The sequence below is a fragment of the Nonomuraea sp. NPDC049655 genome, from assembly GCF_044465465.1.
In the GTDB taxonomy this organism is placed as follows: Bacteria; Actinomycetota; Actinomycetes; order Streptosporangiales; family Streptosporangiaceae; genus Nonomuraea.
In genome coordinates this window covers 90,080-103,357 of the sequence record NZ_JBITLS010000022.1, presented here as the reverse complement: position 1 = coordinate 103,357, position 13,278 = coordinate 90,080, and the positions used below count along the sequence as shown (strand labels likewise).

The 13,278-nt window shown below is 70.0% G+C and carries 16 protein-coding genes; 9 read left to right on the top strand and 7 right to left on the bottom strand.

Translation table 11 applies throughout. The features are described from left to right. Positions 1–178: 178 nt before the first annotated feature. The 4 genes from ACIBQ6_RS47795 to ACIBQ6_RS47780 all read right to left on the bottom strand — a co-directional run bounded on the left by ACIBQ6_RS47795 (position 179) and on the right by ACIBQ6_RS47780 (position 4,627). The gene (locus ACIBQ6_RS47795; RefSeq protein ID WP_358289230.1) at positions 179–916 is read right to left on the bottom strand and encodes an ABC transporter ATP-binding protein; all 738 of its coding nucleotides are present in this window, start codon (positions 914–916) and stop codon (positions 179–181) included. After that, positions 910–1,665, bottom strand: a complete 756-nt coding sequence (gene cbiQ / locus ACIBQ6_RS47790; RefSeq protein ID WP_358289233.1) for a cobalt ECF transporter T component CbiQ — start codon at positions 1,663–1,665, stop codon at positions 910–912. The genes ACIBQ6_RS47795 and cbiQ overlap by 7 nt, the downstream gene beginning before the upstream one ends. Before the next feature lie 23 nt (positions 1,666–1,688). Then, the gene (locus ACIBQ6_RS47785) at positions 1,689–2,696 is read right to left on the bottom strand and encodes an energy-coupling factor ABC transporter permease (RefSeq protein WP_397219235.1); all 1,008 of its coding nucleotides are present in this window, start codon (positions 2,694–2,696) and stop codon (positions 1,689–1,691) included. Positions 2,697–2,770: 74 nt separating this feature from the next. Further along, the gene (locus ACIBQ6_RS47780; RefSeq protein ID WP_397219234.1) at positions 2,771–4,627 is read right to left on the bottom strand and encodes a glycosyltransferase family 2 protein; all 1,857 of its coding nucleotides are present in this window, start codon (positions 4,625–4,627) and stop codon (positions 2,771–2,773) included. A 271-nt stretch (positions 4,628–4,898) separates the two neighbouring features. Here ACIBQ6_RS47780 and ACIBQ6_RS47775 point away from each other — a divergent pair, with 271 nt between their 5' ends. Both ACIBQ6_RS47775 and ACIBQ6_RS47770 read left to right on the top strand, forming a co-directional pair. After that, entirely contained in the window at positions 4,899–5,291 is a 393-nt protein-coding gene (locus tag ACIBQ6_RS47775) for a hypothetical protein (protein ID WP_387679276.1), read from the top strand. Between the two features lie 313 nt (positions 5,292–5,604). Next, positions 5,605–6,546, top strand: coding sequence for a D-2-hydroxyacid dehydrogenase family protein (locus ACIBQ6_RS47770; RefSeq protein WP_358289243.1), 942 nt, complete (start codon positions 5,605–5,607; stop codon positions 6,544–6,546). A gap of 16 nt (positions 6,547–6,562) precedes the next feature. Here ACIBQ6_RS47770 and ACIBQ6_RS47765 read toward each other — a convergent pair whose 3' ends face one another. Beyond that, positions 6,563–7,132 carry a CGNR zinc finger domain-containing protein gene (locus tag ACIBQ6_RS47765; RefSeq protein ID WP_352355400.1) on the bottom strand — a complete coding sequence of 190 codons (570 nt, stop codon included), beginning with the start codon at positions 7,130–7,132 and terminating at the stop codon, positions 6,563–6,565. A 71-nt stretch (positions 7,133–7,203) separates the two neighbouring features. Between ACIBQ6_RS47765 and ACIBQ6_RS47760 the strand changes: the two genes are divergently transcribed. Genes ACIBQ6_RS47760 through ACIBQ6_RS47750 form a run of 3 tightly spaced genes read left to right on the top strand, consistent with a single transcriptional unit; the run spans position 7,204 to position 9,523 of the window. Continuing rightward, positions 7,204–7,953: a class I SAM-dependent methyltransferase gene (locus tag ACIBQ6_RS47760; RefSeq protein WP_397219233.1), complete on the top strand. Its 750-nt coding sequence runs from the start codon at positions 7,204–7,206 to the stop codon at positions 7,951–7,953. 54 nt (positions 7,954–8,007) lie between these two features. After that, complete coding sequence (locus ACIBQ6_RS47755) at positions 8,008–8,778, top strand: arylamine N-acetyltransferase (protein ID WP_397219232.1); 771 nt, start codon at positions 8,008–8,010, stop codon at positions 8,776–8,778. 40 nt (positions 8,779–8,818) lie between these two features. Beyond that, positions 8,819–9,523 carry a class I SAM-dependent methyltransferase gene (locus ACIBQ6_RS47750; protein WP_397219231.1) on the top strand — a complete coding sequence of 235 codons (705 nt, stop codon included), beginning with the start codon at positions 8,819–8,821 and terminating at the stop codon, positions 9,521–9,523. Positions 9,524–9,538: 15 nt separating this feature from the next. Here ACIBQ6_RS47750 and ACIBQ6_RS47745 read toward each other — a convergent pair whose 3' ends face one another. After that, complete coding sequence (locus tag ACIBQ6_RS47745; protein WP_397219230.1) at positions 9,539–9,856, bottom strand: hypothetical protein; 318 nt, start codon at positions 9,854–9,856, stop codon at positions 9,539–9,541. A 380-nt stretch (positions 9,857–10,236) separates the two neighbouring features. On the opposite strand from ACIBQ6_RS47745, the gene ACIBQ6_RS47740 reads away from it, so the two are divergent. Further along, on the top strand, positions 10,237–11,058 hold the full coding sequence (locus ACIBQ6_RS47740; RefSeq protein ID WP_397219229.1) for a hypothetical protein: 822 nt from the start codon (positions 10,237–10,239) through the stop codon (positions 11,056–11,058). A gap of 52 nt (positions 11,059–11,110) precedes the next feature. On the opposite strand, the gene ACIBQ6_RS47735 is transcribed toward ACIBQ6_RS47740, so the two are convergent. Next, entirely contained in the window at positions 11,111–11,368 is a 258-nt protein-coding gene (locus ACIBQ6_RS47735; RefSeq protein WP_397219228.1) for an Imm8 family immunity protein, read from the bottom strand. Between the two features lie 290 nt (positions 11,369–11,658). Between ACIBQ6_RS47735 and ACIBQ6_RS47730 the strand changes: the two genes are divergently transcribed. The 3 genes from ACIBQ6_RS47730 to ACIBQ6_RS47720 all read left to right on the top strand — a co-directional run bounded on the left by ACIBQ6_RS47730 (position 11,659) and on the right by ACIBQ6_RS47720 (position 13,222). After that, the gene (locus ACIBQ6_RS47730) at positions 11,659–11,811 is read left to right on the top strand and encodes a hypothetical protein (protein ID WP_397219227.1); all 153 of its coding nucleotides are present in this window, start codon (positions 11,659–11,661) and stop codon (positions 11,809–11,811) included. 75 nt (positions 11,812–11,886) lie between these two features. After that, complete coding sequence (locus tag ACIBQ6_RS47725; protein WP_397219226.1) at positions 11,887–12,150, top strand: hypothetical protein; 264 nt, start codon at positions 11,887–11,889, stop codon at positions 12,148–12,150. A gap of 511 nt (positions 12,151–12,661) precedes the next feature. Further along, positions 12,662–13,222 carry a DUF6461 domain-containing protein gene (locus tag ACIBQ6_RS47720; RefSeq protein WP_397219224.1) on the top strand — a complete coding sequence of 187 codons (561 nt, stop codon included), beginning with the start codon at positions 12,662–12,664 and terminating at the stop codon, positions 13,220–13,222. Positions 13,223–13,278 lie beyond the last annotated feature (56 nt).

Here is a 13,278-nt window from a genome sequence, read left to right as displayed (position 1 = left end):
TTCGTTCTTCTTGGTCGTTGAACCAACTACCGGAGACCTCTTCGTTCAACGATCACCGACACGCCTCACACGCGACCTTTCGAAACACGGCCTAGACCGGACCAATCACGCGCTGGACGCGGCGCTGAGGGTTCTTACCCAGCCGGCCGCCCGGCCCGCGACCTGGGGACCAGGTTGCTCACCCGGCCGGGACGGCGAAGCCGTACGGGAGTTCCAGGCGGTGCCCGGCCAGCAGCTCGGCGTCGGCCAGCAGCTCGCGCGTGGGCCCGTCGGCGGCGATCACGCCTCCCGACAGGATCAGCGAGCGCTCGCACAACTCCAGCGCGTACGGCAGGTCGTGGGTGACCATGAGCACCGTCACGTCCAGCGAACGCAGGATCTCGGCCAGCTCCCTGCGCGCGGCCGGGTCGAGGTTGGAGGACGGCTCGTCGAGCACCAGGATCTCCGGCCGCATCGCCAGCACCGTGGCCACCGCCACCCGGCGCCGCTGGCCGAACGACAGGTGGTGCGGCGGCCGGTCGGCGGCCTCCAGCATGCCGACCCGGTCGAGGGCGTCGCGGACCACCCGGTCGAGCTCGGCGCCCTTGAGGCCGGCGTTGGCCGGGCCGAAGGCGACGTCGTCCCGGACCGTGGGCATGAAGAGCTGGTCGTCGGGGTCCTGGAAGACCAGGCCGACGCGCTGCCTGATCTCCTTGAGCGTGTCCTTGCGCACCGGGACGCCGCCCACGGCCACGCTGCCGTGCCCGGCGGTGAGGATGCCGTTGAGGTGCATGACGAGGGTCGTCTTGCCGGCGCCGTTGGGGCCGAGCAGCGCCACCCGCTCACCGCGGCCGATCGCCAGGTTCACGCCGAACAGCGCCTGAGTGCCGTCGGGGTAGGCGTAGGCCAGGTCACTGACCTCCAGAGAGTTCACCATGAGAGCCCCAGAACCGCGAGTGCCACGACGGGCAGGGCGAGCGCCGCCGCCCACTGCCCGATGGATGCCGAAATATCTTGAATTATCGGCATCCGTCCAGCGTAGCCGCGACTCAGCATCGCCAGATGCACCCGCTCACCCCGCTCGTACGAACGGATGAACAGCGCCCCGGCCGAACGCGCGATCACCGGGATCTGCCGGAAGTTGCGCGCCTCGAACCCGCGCGACTCGCGGGCCACCCGCATCCGCCGCATCTCCTCCAGGATCACGTCCATGTACCTGAGCATGAACATGGCGATCTGCACCAGCAGGCTCGGCAGCCGCAGCCGCTGCGCCCCGACGAGGATGATCCGCGGCTCGGTGGTGGCCGCGAGCAGGATCGAGGCGATCACCCCGAGCGTGGCCTTGACCAGGATGTTCCAGGCCGCCCACAACCCCGGCACGCTCAGCGAGACGCCGAGCACCGTCGTGCGCTCGCCCATCCCGATCACCGGGATCAGGAACGCGAACAGCACGAACGGCAGCTCGATCACCATCCGCCGCAGCACGTGCCCGACCGGCACCCGCGCGGCCAGCGCGACGCCCCCGAGCAGCGCCGCGTAGACCGCGAACGCCCAGAAGCGCTCCCGCGGCGTGGCCACCACGACGACGGCGAAGGCGAAGACGGCGAGCAGCTTGCACTGCGGCGGCAGCCGGTGGACGAGGGAGTCACCCGGCAGGTAGAGATCGTGCCGATGCCCCGCGCCCACCGTCACTCACCGTCTCTCACAGATCAGACCCCCACGTTCGTACGGCTGCGCGCGGCGAACGCCACGGCCCCGGCGATGAGCAGCACCAGCCCGACGCCGACGATCCCCGCCACGCCGACCGGGATGCCGCCCACCTCACCGTAGTCGGCCAGCGCCCACGACCCGAACGCGTGGTCGGCCGCCTGGCCGCCGAAGCCCTTGTTCTCGGCCACGGCCTCCAGCCCGTCGGGGTCGGAGGCGGCGAAGAAGGACACCACGCCGGCCAGCACCAGGGTCAGCCCGATCCCGCCCAGCAGGAACGGCTTGAGCGCGCCCGGCCGGGCCGCCGGCGCCGGCTCGTCCACGGTCGTGGTGGCGCCGTCGGCCCCCTTGAGCACCAGCGGCTTGGCCAGCCCGCGGGCGCCGTACACCAGGTCGGGCCGGACGGCCAGCACGGCGGCGACGGTGGTGGCGGTGATCAGCGCCTCGCCGATGCCGATCAGCACGTGCACGCCGCCCATGGCCGCGGCCACGGCCGACACCTCGATGGGCGCGGTGCCGCCGATCCAGAACAGCACGGAGAACACCAGCGCCGAGGCCGGCACCGAGATCAGCGCCCCGAGGAAGGCCCCGAGCGTCACCCCGCCCCGCCCCCTGGCCATGGTGGTGACCAGCCGGAAGACGCCCCACCCGACCAGCACGGTGACGATGCCCATGATGGTGATGTTGACGCCCAGCGCGGTCAGCCCGCCGTCGGCGAAGAACACGGCCTGCACCAGGAGCACCACGGCCATGCAGAGCACGCCTGTGTAGGGCCCCACGAGTATCGCCGCCAGCGCGCCGCCCAGCAGGTGGCCGCTGGTGCCCGCCGCGACGGGGAAGTTCAGCATCTGGACCGCGAAGATGAAGGCCGCCACGAGCCCCGCCATGGGCGCGCTCCGGTCGTCCAGCTCGCGACGGGCGCCCCGCAGGCAGACCGCTACCCCGGCGGCCGCCACCGCTCCGGCGGAGACGGATGTAGCTGCGTTGAAGAAGCCATCGGGTACGTGCACGGCAACGCCTCCAGAAGGACGAACAAATCCTCCTCACTTTAGAGCATCGCCTTGCACCTGCACATAGGTGGCAATTACTGAAGGAGCTTCCTGAGGATCGTTCGCGGCGTCAGCCGGTGCACGACCGTGCTCAGCCGTCCCTTCCCCGAGGTCGCGTACGGCCGCACGCTGCGCAGCAACGCCGCGCCCCGCCACCTGCGCGGGCCGGCGACCGTGTCGGCGTCGGTCTCGATCCTGAACAGCGCGGGCGGCCCGCCGAGGTCGAGCTCCAGGTAGGCGTCCCAGGTGCCGGGCGGGAGCCGGCCCACCGCCGGCCGGGCCGCGAACCCGCCCTCGGGCAGCGCCGTCACGCGCTCGGCGCGCTCGCGGCCGGTACGCCGTTCGCGCCAGACGATCTGCCTGATCGCCGCGCACTCGGGCACCTGCCCGGCCACGCTGACCTCGCCGTGCACGACCAGCCGGTGGCCCAGCCCCCACCTGGTCCGCTCCAGCCGGACGGTGCCGGGCACGGCGACGACATGGCCGCCGACGTCGATGCTCAGGTTGCCGTTGTCCCTGGTGAAGTACGGCAGGGTCACCACGCCGCCGATCAGGCGGGGCTGCGGCCGGGTGACGCCGTTGTCCCGGTCGGCGCCCAGCCGGCCGTGGCGCACCACCCCCTCCAGCTCGACCGCCACCCGCAGGTCCCAGACGCCGGAGGCGAGCGCGGCGGCCTCCACCCGGGCGGTGAACTCCGCGCCCCGCCGCTCGGCCGGGACGACGAGCTCGCCGTGCGGGTCGTTGCGGGGGCGCAGCACCAGGGCCACGCCGTCGTCCTGGCTGATGCCCTCCAGCCCGGCCGTGCCGCTCACCACCAGGTGGTCCTCCTCCCAGCGCAGCCCGGTCAGTCGCCGCCGCACGGTGGCGCTCTCGATGCGGGCCAGCCGAACCAGGCGCTCGACGTCGCCGAGCGCGGCCACGCGCTGCTTGTCGATGGTGTTGAGCCGGGCGTGCACGCCGGGGGTGAACCACTCGTCGCACAGCGCCGCGACCTCCTGGGCGATCTCCTTGCGGCGCACGTCGTCGCTCTCCAGGAACACCGCGCCGAGCTGGCTGAAGGCGTCGAGCCTGAAGTGCCGGCGCAGCAGGTGGTCGCGCAGCGGGCCGGGCTCGACGTGCCGGGCCATGAGCCGGATGGGCCGCCGGATCATGGTCAGCCAGGCGATCGGGTCGCGGCTGCCCGCCTGCTGCATGATGCTGCTGCCGTCGGACCTGGAGACCAGGTGGTAGCAGTCGTAGTCGGCGACCACCGAGATCACGCCGGCGTGGCAGTAGGCGTGCACGGTGAACATGATGTCCTCGCCGACCAGCATGTCCTCGGCGAAACGGATGCCGTGGCGCTCGACCATCTCCCGCCTGAAAAGCTTGAAGCAGCTCAGGCTGTTGTAGACGTTGCTGTCGGCCAGGGTCAGGCGCTCGGCGTTCTGCTGGAACATCGAGGCCGGGGCCCGCCTGCCGTGGCCCACGATCTTGCCGAGCACGATGTCGGAGCCGTTCCTGTCGGCCATGGCGACCATGCGTTCCAGCGCCTCGGGGCCGAGGTGGTCGTCGGCGTCGCAGAAGAAGACGTACCGGCCGGTGGCGTGGGCGAGGCCGACGTTGCGCGGCCGGCCGGCGCCGCCCGACCCCTCGATGTGCACGACCTTGACGCTGGACTGGTGGTAGGTGGCATAGAGGTCGAGGAGCTCGGCGCCGCCGTCGGTGGAGCCGTCGTCGACGACGATGATCTCCTTCTTCACCCGCTGCACGAGCGCCGAGGTGAGGCACCTGTCCAGATAGGGACGGCAGTTGTGCACCGGGATGACGACGCTGACGTCGACCGTCTCGTCGTTGTTACCCGCCGCCGACATCGCCACCACTGCCGTCACCTCGGAGTCACGTTGCGCCGCCATGTCGTTTCAGTATGTGACGAACGCCCGTCGCCGCGGGGGGCGATCGGCCGTCTTGGAGTCACCTATTTGCCGACCCCGGCGATTCGTTGCATTCTTCGGATAGACCCCACAGATGGCTCTAATCAGCACATTCACCAGGGACCGAATGAGTTTCAGGGGAAAATCCTCGACCTGTCAGAGGAAGAAAACTCTCCGCCGGGATCAGGGACGTACTCCGTGGGCGTCTCAGGTCATCCTCCGGCGGGGTACACACGTCTACAGTTAGGCAACCTTGACCGGGGAGGTGGCGGTAATGGCATCGAATCTTCGCTGGCATCGGGCGGGCGGCACGGGTATGGGCAAGGCCGAGTTCGCTCGTTCATCGGCGCGCCTGACGGAGCTCTTCCAGTGCTCGGCGATGCTGCGACGTACGCGGCTGCGGGCCGAGGAGATCGTCGACGAGGCCCGCGCGCTGCTGGCCGAGGCCGAGGCCGAGGAGTTCGCCGACCCCGACCGCATCGAACGTCTGCGCGGCCAGCTGGAGGAGGCCCGGGCTTCCTACTCCAAGGTGCTGACCGCATATGTCACGATCTGCCGCAGGATCAACCAGGAGCGGCAGGAGATTCTGGCGATGCAGATGGACATCGAGTTGAACCGCGATTCCGGCCTGTCGGGAGTCGCTTGACGATTTGTCCGGGACAATTCCCGGAACCCTCGACGGAATGACTCCCTCCCCCTCCGGTCCGCGCCTCCCCTGAGAACGTTTCAGATAGATGTGAACCTATGTGACACCTGAGACGTCTTTTGTTCAGGGAGGCCCACCATGCGCGTCCTTGACGGTCTGGCGTCGCCGGACCTGGAGGAGCTCAACCTGGAGCTGATCCTGGTCGCGGCGCTGCACGAAGAGGCGGAAAGGCTAGCCGCCGAATGAACGGGCTCCAGCTCCCCGGCCCCGCCGGGGAGCTGGAGCAGGGGGCCGCGGCGTAGGATCACGGATCATGCTGCGCTGCGCCGTCCTCGACGACTACCAGGGCGTGGCCCTCGGGCTGGCCGACTGGTCGCGGGTCCGGGCCACGAGCTTCCGGGCCCACTTCACCAGCCAGGACGAGCTGGTGGCGGCCCTGGCGGACTTCGAGATCGTGGTCCTCATGCGGGAACGCACTCCGTTCTGCGCGGAGCTGTTCGAGCGGCTGCCCCGGCTGCGCCTGCTGATCACCACGGGCATGCGCAACGCCTCCGTCGACCTCGACGCCGCCAGCGCCCGCGGGGTCACGGTGTGCGGCACCGGCAGCGCCTCCACCCCGCCGGCCGAGCTGACCTGGGCGCTCATCCTGGGCCTGGCCCGCCACCTGGTGCCCGAGGCGACGGCGATGCGCTCCGACGGCCCGTGGCAGAGCACCGTCGGCATGGACCTGCACGGCGGCACCCTCGGGCTGCTCGGCCTCGGCAAGATCGGGGCGCAGATGGCCCGCATCGGGCAGGCGTTCGGCATGGACGTCATCGCCTGGAGCCAGAACCTGACCGCGGCGCGCGCCGACGAGCTGGGCGTGCGGGCGGTCGCCAAGGAGGAGCTGTTCGCCGAGTCCGACGTCGTCTCCGTCCATCTCGTGCTGAGCGAGCGCACCCGCGGGCTGGTCGGCGCGCGTGAGCTGGCGTTGATGCGGCCCAGCGCCTACCTGGTCAACACCTCGCGGGCGGCCATCGTCGACCAGGCCGCGCTGGCGTCGGCGCTGCGCGAGGGGCTGATCGCGGGGGCCGGGCTCGACGTGTTCGAGACCGAGCCGCTGCCCGCCGGGCACGAGCTGCGCAGACTGCCCAACGTGCTGGCCACCCCCCATCTCGGGTACGTCACCGGCGGCAACTACGAGACCTACTTCCGCGACGCCGTGCAGGACATCGACGCGTTCCTGGCCGGCGCGCCGATCCGCGTCCTGGGCTGACCCGGCTCACCACGGCTCACTCCGCCTTCGTCCTGGCCCGGAAGGCGGCGGTCTTGACGCGGTTCTGGCAGGCCGTGGAGCAGAAGCGGCGGGTGCCGTTGCGGGAGACGTCCACGTAGACGCGGTCGCAATGGGGGGCGGTGCAGACGCCGAGCCGGTCGCTGAACTCGCTGCCGAGCACGATCGCGAGCCCGGTCGAGCAGCTCGCCGCCCAGTCGCCCGCCACCGAGCCGCCGGGGCCGTGGAAGTGCAGGTGCCACGGCTCGCCGTCGTGGCGTTCGAGCATCGGCCTGGCCCTGCTCTCCTCCAGCAGCGCGTTCGTGGCCATGGCGGCGGCGTCGACGTCGCCGTCCGCCACCGCGCGGAACACCACGCGCAGCCGGGCCGCCACCTCGGCCAGCTCGGCGGCGTCGGCCGCGCCGATCCCGCGGTGGCCGGAATAGACGCTGCCCAGCGCGCCGGAGGCGGCCGCGGCGAGGTCGTCGGGGACGGGGAACTCGCGCCCGCGCTGCTCGCCCGGGGTCAGCGCGTTGACCAGCGCCACCGCGACCCGGACGATCGCATCTGTGTGACTGTTGTAATCCACTTGACCGGTTACACCTTCGCGTTCTAAGTTGTGACTGCTCAAATCTTAGACGACAGTTACAGGGAGATCTGATGCTCACTCAGGAAGCCGCGCTGGCATGGATCGAGCGCTGGGACCGTCAGCAGGAGGGCTATCTGCCCGACCGGGAGGCCCGCTTCACCGCGCTGATCGACGCGGTCGAGGCGCTGGGCCGGCCGGACCCCGTGGTCATCGACCTGGGGTGCGGGCCGGGGTCGTTGTCCGCCCGGCTGCTCGAACGCCTGCCCGCGGCCACCGTGATCGCCGTCGACGCCGACCCGCTGCTGCTGGGGCTGGGCCGGGCCGCCTACCCGGGGCTGCGGTTCGTCTCGGCCGACCTGCGCACCGGCGGGTGGACCCAGGCGCTCGGCCTCGACCGTCCGGCCGACGCCGCCGTCAGCACCACCGCGCTGCACTGGATCTCGCCCGAGGAGCTTCAGGAGACGTACGCCGAGCTGGCCGGCGTGCTGCGCCCCGGCGGGATCCTGCTCAACGGCGACCACATGGACTCCTCCTCCCCCACCCTGGCCCGGCTGGAGCACGCCGTGCACCAGCGCGAGACCGACCGCGTCTTCGGCGACCGCCGGCCCGAGGACTGGCGCGCCTGGTGGGACGCCATCGCCGCCGACCCCGCCTTCGCCGACCTCAACCAGGAGCGCAGCACGGCCGGCGCAGCCCATCACGGCTCGGAGTCCCACCTGGTCGAGCAGCACGTGAGCGCGCTGACCAAGGCCGGGTTCGGCGAGATCGGCACGTTGTGGCAGCGCGGGAACAACCGCCTGCTGTGCGCCGTGCGAAGCTGACCCGCGCCGCCATCCGGCGGGCGCAGGCGGGCGAGACGTGGTTTCCTGTAGGTCATGGACGAGTCGCAAGTCACCCGCTACCTGGACAGATTCGGAGCGTCCCGGCCGGTGCCGCCGGACGTCCACGGCCTGCGGGCCCTGCAGCTCGCGCACCTGCGGGCGGTGCCGTTCGAGAACCTGAGCATCCACCTCGGCGAGCCGATCTCCCTCGCTCCCGACGCCCTGTTCGACAAGCTCGTCACCCGCCGCCGCGGCGGCTTCTGTTACGAGCAGAACGGCCTGTTCGCCGCGCTGCTCACCGCGCTCGGCTACCGGGTGACCCTGCTCGCGGCGCGGGTGTTCGGCGGCGGCCGGCCGGGGCCGCTGTTCGACCACCTCGCGCTCCGCGTCGACCTGGACGAGCCCTGGCTGGTGGACGTCGGCTTCGGCGACTTCGCCGACGAGCCGCTGCGGATCGACGGGCGCGGCGAGCAGAAGGACGGCGCGGGGGTGTTCCAGATCGTCCCCGCTCCCGGGGAGCACGGCGATCTCGACGTGTCGCACAACGGCGAGCCCGCCTACCGGCTCACCGCGCGGCCGTACGAGCTGGCCGACTTCGTGCCGACCTGCTGGTGGCAGGCGACCTCGCCGGACTCGCACTTCACCAGGTCGCCGGTGTGCTCGATCCGCACGGCGGAGGGGCGTACCACGATCAGCGGGCGCAAGCTGATCGTCACCCGGCAGGGCGAGCGCGCCGAACGCATCCTGAACGAGAACGAGCTGCTTCCGGCGTACCGGGAGCACTTCGGCGTGACGCTCGACCGGGCCCCGGCGGCGGGAGCCTGACCCGGGGGACGTCACACCGGCTGGACTACGGTGGCCGCTCATGGCCGACTACATCTCTCCCGTCTTCTACGACCTGCTCGCGGTGCACAGCCACGTACCGGGCGTGCGCGAGAAGTTGCCGTCCCTCCTGGCCGGGGTTCGCCGCAGCGTCCTGGAGGTGGGCGCAGGAACCGGCCTGATCACCACGTCCCTGGCCGAGTGGACGCCCGCCGAGATCTTCGCGCTGGAACCCTCGACCACGATGCGGGCGATCCTGCTCTCCCGCCTGGCCGAACGGCCCGACCTGCTCGAACGGGTCACCGTGCTGCCCTGCGACGCCATGGGCCTCGCCCTCGACGAGCCGGTCGAGGCCATGCTGATGATCAACGTGTTGTACGCCCTGGAGCCCGGTTACCGCAGGCGGCTCTGGCCCGTCCTGGCCGACCGGCTGGAGCCCGGCGGGCTTCTCGTGCTCACCTGGCGCGACGGCGGTCCGCCGAAGCCGCGTCCCATGCGGCACCTGGACTCCCGCCGGGTGGGCCGCCACACGTACACGGTCTCGTCCGAGATCATCGAGTCGGACGACGAACGCGCCACGTGCCGCTACCTCTACCGGATCACCCGGGGCGACGAAGTGCTCAGCGAGGAAGAACTCGTCGGGCACGCCTACCGTCCCGCCTGGGAGGTCCTGCGGGACGAACTCGTGGGCGCGGGTTACGTCCGGGCCGCCGCCCCCGACGGCCTCCTGGCCTGGCGACGCGCCTGATCCCCCGGGTGGGCCTCAGTCGTCGCTCCAGACGTACCAGCGTCCGTCGAAGTGGCGGTAGGAACCCGGCGCGTCGATGTCGGGCTCACCGTTCGAGCTCCAGGCGAATCCGTAACTGCCGAAGAATCCCGCGTCCTCGATCATGAACCCGACGGCTCCGCGGGAGGCTACCAGGTACTTGACGGGATAAAGCCCGATCCATCGCCCCGCCTCGGGCGGCGTCCCGTCTGACACCGTCTGCGCGAGGTGCTCAAGACTGCCCCGCGACAACTCGAACCGCACCCTGACCGGCGCACCGACGTAGACCAGTGCCCCTGCCAGAGCCGCGGCCAAGGGCGGCACGACCCAGAACCGCCAGTGACGGCGTAACTCGACCGCCCGGTCCCTCCGGAGCAGAGCGCCACCGAGCATGACAAGCCAAGAACCCCGAACAACACCCAGCCGGCGCCGATGGCCATCAACCACATGAAATGCCAGCCGGGAACGCTGGTCGCATAAACCGTTCCCAGAGCCAGTACAACGGCAATCGCTCCCCATGCCCTGTCCCTCACACCCAAGGAATCCTCCGCACATGACGAGAGCGGACGCGAGGGCCGCTCCTTTTCCATCCTCGAAACACCAGTCGGCACCCGATCGTTACGAGATATCGTCCGTCCGCCCGACACCCCTCTCTTACTCTTTTCCCTGCTATATCCACGAAATGAAGGACACTGATGAAGCTTCTCTTCGCGGGCCTCGCGACCACGGCCGCAGTCGTGTGCGCGGCAGCCTTGCCCGCTCAGGCCGCATCTCCGGCAACCGCGCAGGCCGCTCCCGCGGACGCGGTGAAAGCCCTGAAGGCCCAACTACTACCAGGCAAGGGCGTGAAGATCACCGAATTAAGCAGCATCACCCTCGATTTCACCGTCGACGGCCAGGCCATGCAGGTGGAGGTGAAGACCCGCACCACCGGCACGCTGGCGTTCGGAAAGGGCAAGGTGGCGGCAGCCGACCTCCGCGTCCGTATGTCGTCCCGCCAGAAGGAGTTCGAACCTCCCTACCGGGTCGTCGCCGAAGGCAGAAACGCCTACGTGACCAACCCCGGCATCGCCAAGGCGTTGCCCGCCGGCCGCTCCTGGATCGGCTCGCGGACCAGTGAGCGCGAGAACTCCATCCTCGACATGGGCGCCACCCCGGCCGACCTGAAGTTCATGCTGGATCACTCCTCCGAGGTGGCGCCCGGCGAATACCAGGGCACCTCCACCCTCGCCGCCTACCGGCACAACAAGGCAGCCGGTGAAGGCAGCGTCGAGTTCCACCTGTACTTCGACAAGAACAACCTGCTCACCCGCACAGTCGTCGACTCGACCCCGTCGTCGGACGAGGACGACTACGGTCAGATGGCCTTCCACACCGACACCAGCTTCTCGGGCTGGGGCGCCAAGGTGCAGATCACCGCACCGGCGGCCGGCAAGGTCATCAACGAGAAGAAGCTCACCCCGAAGACCCGCAGGGCCGTCATCAAGGCCGGCTACCCGGAGCCCGGCCCCTTCTGACCACCTGGCACAGGGCCCGGCCCCTTCTGACCACCTGGCACAGGGCCCGGCGTCACCGGCCCGCCGCCCGCACGCCGAGGCGGGGCTGCCGCCGCAGCCCCGCCGATCTGCTCTGCCAGGCCGGAGCCTCCAGTACGGCGATCCGTTCGCTCAGCCACTCGGTGACTTTCTCCGGACGAAGCCCGGCGACGAAGAGCCAGGGCCGGCCCATGAGAAAGGGACGCTGTTCGAGTTGCTCCGCGAGAGCCGACGGGGCGCAGACGGTGAGCTGAAATTGTTCCTCGCCCGGCTGATCGATGACCCCGCCCATGCCTGCGAACTCCTGTAAATGTATGTCGGCCCTCACGGGGAATCAGTTACCCAGCGCTCCCCCGACGGTCGTTTCGGTGACATCTCCCGCGTTCATCGACGCACCTTTCACGGCCCACGAACGGGAACTCACTTTTCGACCCCGACGTCTGAGAAGAGGTGAGACGTTCCGCATATTCGAGGCTGCTGATTACCGCATTGGGGGCTCTGCTCACCGCCGGCACAGGCGGTTGCTCGACACATGTCTCGCAATCGGCGTCACGACCGGCTGCCCCTCCTCCGGTACCGGACTTGCCTGCGGCCGAGGACGTCTGGCCCGAGGCGTTCTTCTCGGTGCCACGCTGGTTCAGCGACACCCGCGACGTTCGTCCACTGGCGATGCTCAGCAGGCACGAGGTGCTGATGGCCGACCCGAACGAGCACCGGCCGATCCTGGTGAACTAGGACCGGCGGACCGGCAGGCACGAACTCTTGGGGACCATCCCCGAGAGCGCGGCACGCCATCACCGGATCGAGAACGTGACCGTCAGCGATTCGCAGATCGTGTGGATCGCCGCAGTCCGCCGTCCGGACCGCACGAGCCCCGAGTTGCAACTGTGGACGATGCCGATCACCGGCGGTCACATCCGTTTCGTGGCCCTCGTCGCGCCCGACCCCGACCGGCCCGGGGGCCGGGACGGTCGGATGTACCGCCTGGAGATCGCGGGCGACCAGATCGTCTGGTGGACGACAGGGGAGGCTCCGTCCACCGCGTCCCCCTCACCGGCGGAACTCCGGCCCTGATGGGCTCCGGCCACGTCTCCACCTGGCCTTGGACGCACGACGGCAGGAACACCGTCACCAACCTCGTCACCGGCGAGAAACGCTCCGCCGAAAAGGTCGACGGCACCTCTTCCACGACAGGTTCGGGTTCTTCTATCCGCCGAAGGTCATCGGCGAGGGTTCCTCCATGTCCACAGCCCGTGTCGGGACGTTGGAGAACGGCAGCGTGATCTACGACCGCTGCGCCGACCGGTCCGCCGCGCTCCGGCCGAAAGCGGGCAAGCCGGCCGAAGGCGAGGTGACCGTTCAGGTCGGCTGTTCCCTCTCCGGCAGCCCGCTGTTGTTCTGGCGGGACTGTTCTGGCGGGACGACGCCCGCAAGCGATACATGGTCATGGATCTGGCCGCCGTCCCCGGGCAGGGATGCTGACCGACGTTCGGCTCGCCTACGGACGCTTCCGCGCGACGCCCACCGTCGGCCGCCTCCCGACGACAGAGCCGTTCCTGTCGGTGCCGACTGCCAGCATGACGGCATGTCCTTGCAACCCCCCGATGTCTCCTGGCTGCGCGGCGAATACGCCGAGGAGTGCTACAGCTTCATCTTTGTGCGTGCCACGCCCGAACAGGTGGTCGCGCGCCTCGGCGGCCGCTGGGAGGACTTCACGCCGGGCCCTTTCCTCGAAGACCCGAACCCCGGGGCCCCTGTCGGCGTCACCTCCATCGGCGACTGGACGTTCGTCTCCGAGCCCGACTGGCTCGGCACCTGCGAAGACCTGATCACCGAGCTGTCCACGGGCACCCGTCTCGTCTCCCAGGCAGCACTCGGCGTCAAGGGCCTCGACTACTTCTACTGGTGCGAGGACGGCGAGATCAGATTCGGCTGGGGCGGCGACGACGGCTTCCTGACGGAAACGCCCGCCGAACTCCTGGACACGATGGAGGAGATCGACAGGCTCTACCCGTCGCGTCCCCGGCTCTACGAAGGCCCCGCCTTCCTGCTCGTCGAGCACCTGACCGGCATCAGGACGACGGAGCACCTGCTGAAGAGCTCCACGTTCAGATGGGGCGTCCTCCCACCTGCGACCAAGTCCTGACGCCGGCACGTCGAAGCCGAGTCGTCCCCATGGCGCCGCTTGTCGGTGGTCATGTG